We start from the raw sequence: 464 nt of genomic DNA, 5'->3' as shown, positions 1-464 counted from the left end.
ATGAAGAAGATGAGCAGGATGAACACGACGTCGAGCATCGGCGTCATGTCCAGCTGGACTTCTTCGTCATCTTGCAGCACGCGGCTTTGTCGGCGAGCCATTGGCTTGTCTCCTCTCCCGGTCCGTTATCCCTCGCCGCCTTCGGCGCGAGTGATTGAAACGGGAATGCTGTTCGCCTTCATCTCATCCCAGATCAGGACGATCGTGCCGTGCCGGGCTTCGTCGGCCACTTCGATCAGCACCGCGGAATCAGGCTGTTCGGCCCGAATGCGCGACACTGCCGCCAGCACACGAAGTTCACTGGTGGGATCCTGGTTGACGAAGACCTGATTGCGGTCGTTCACCTGGACCAGAATCACCGGGTTCGGCTCGGTGTCCTGATTATCCGACGGGGGCGGGGGACGCATATCAATCCCCTGCTCCTGCAGGAAGGTCGCCGTGACGATGAAGAAGATGAGCAGGAT

Annotated in this window: 1 protein-coding gene; it reads right to left on the bottom strand. The window is 59.5% G+C overall.

All coding sequences use genetic code 11. From position 1 onward, the window contains the following. Positions 1 to 125 precede the first annotated feature (125 nt). Positions 126 to 464: ExbD/TolR family protein (locus tag B3M53_RS02500; protein ID WP_286799591.1), on the bottom strand; the 339-nt coding region annotated here is incomplete at its 5' end.

The sequence above is a fragment of the Oceanicaulis sp. UBA2681 genome (assembly GCF_002354675.1).
Taxonomy (GTDB): Bacteria; Pseudomonadota; Alphaproteobacteria; order Caulobacterales; family Maricaulaceae; genus Oceanicaulis; species Oceanicaulis alexandrii.
This window is presented reverse-complemented; position numbering and strand designations above follow the sequence as displayed.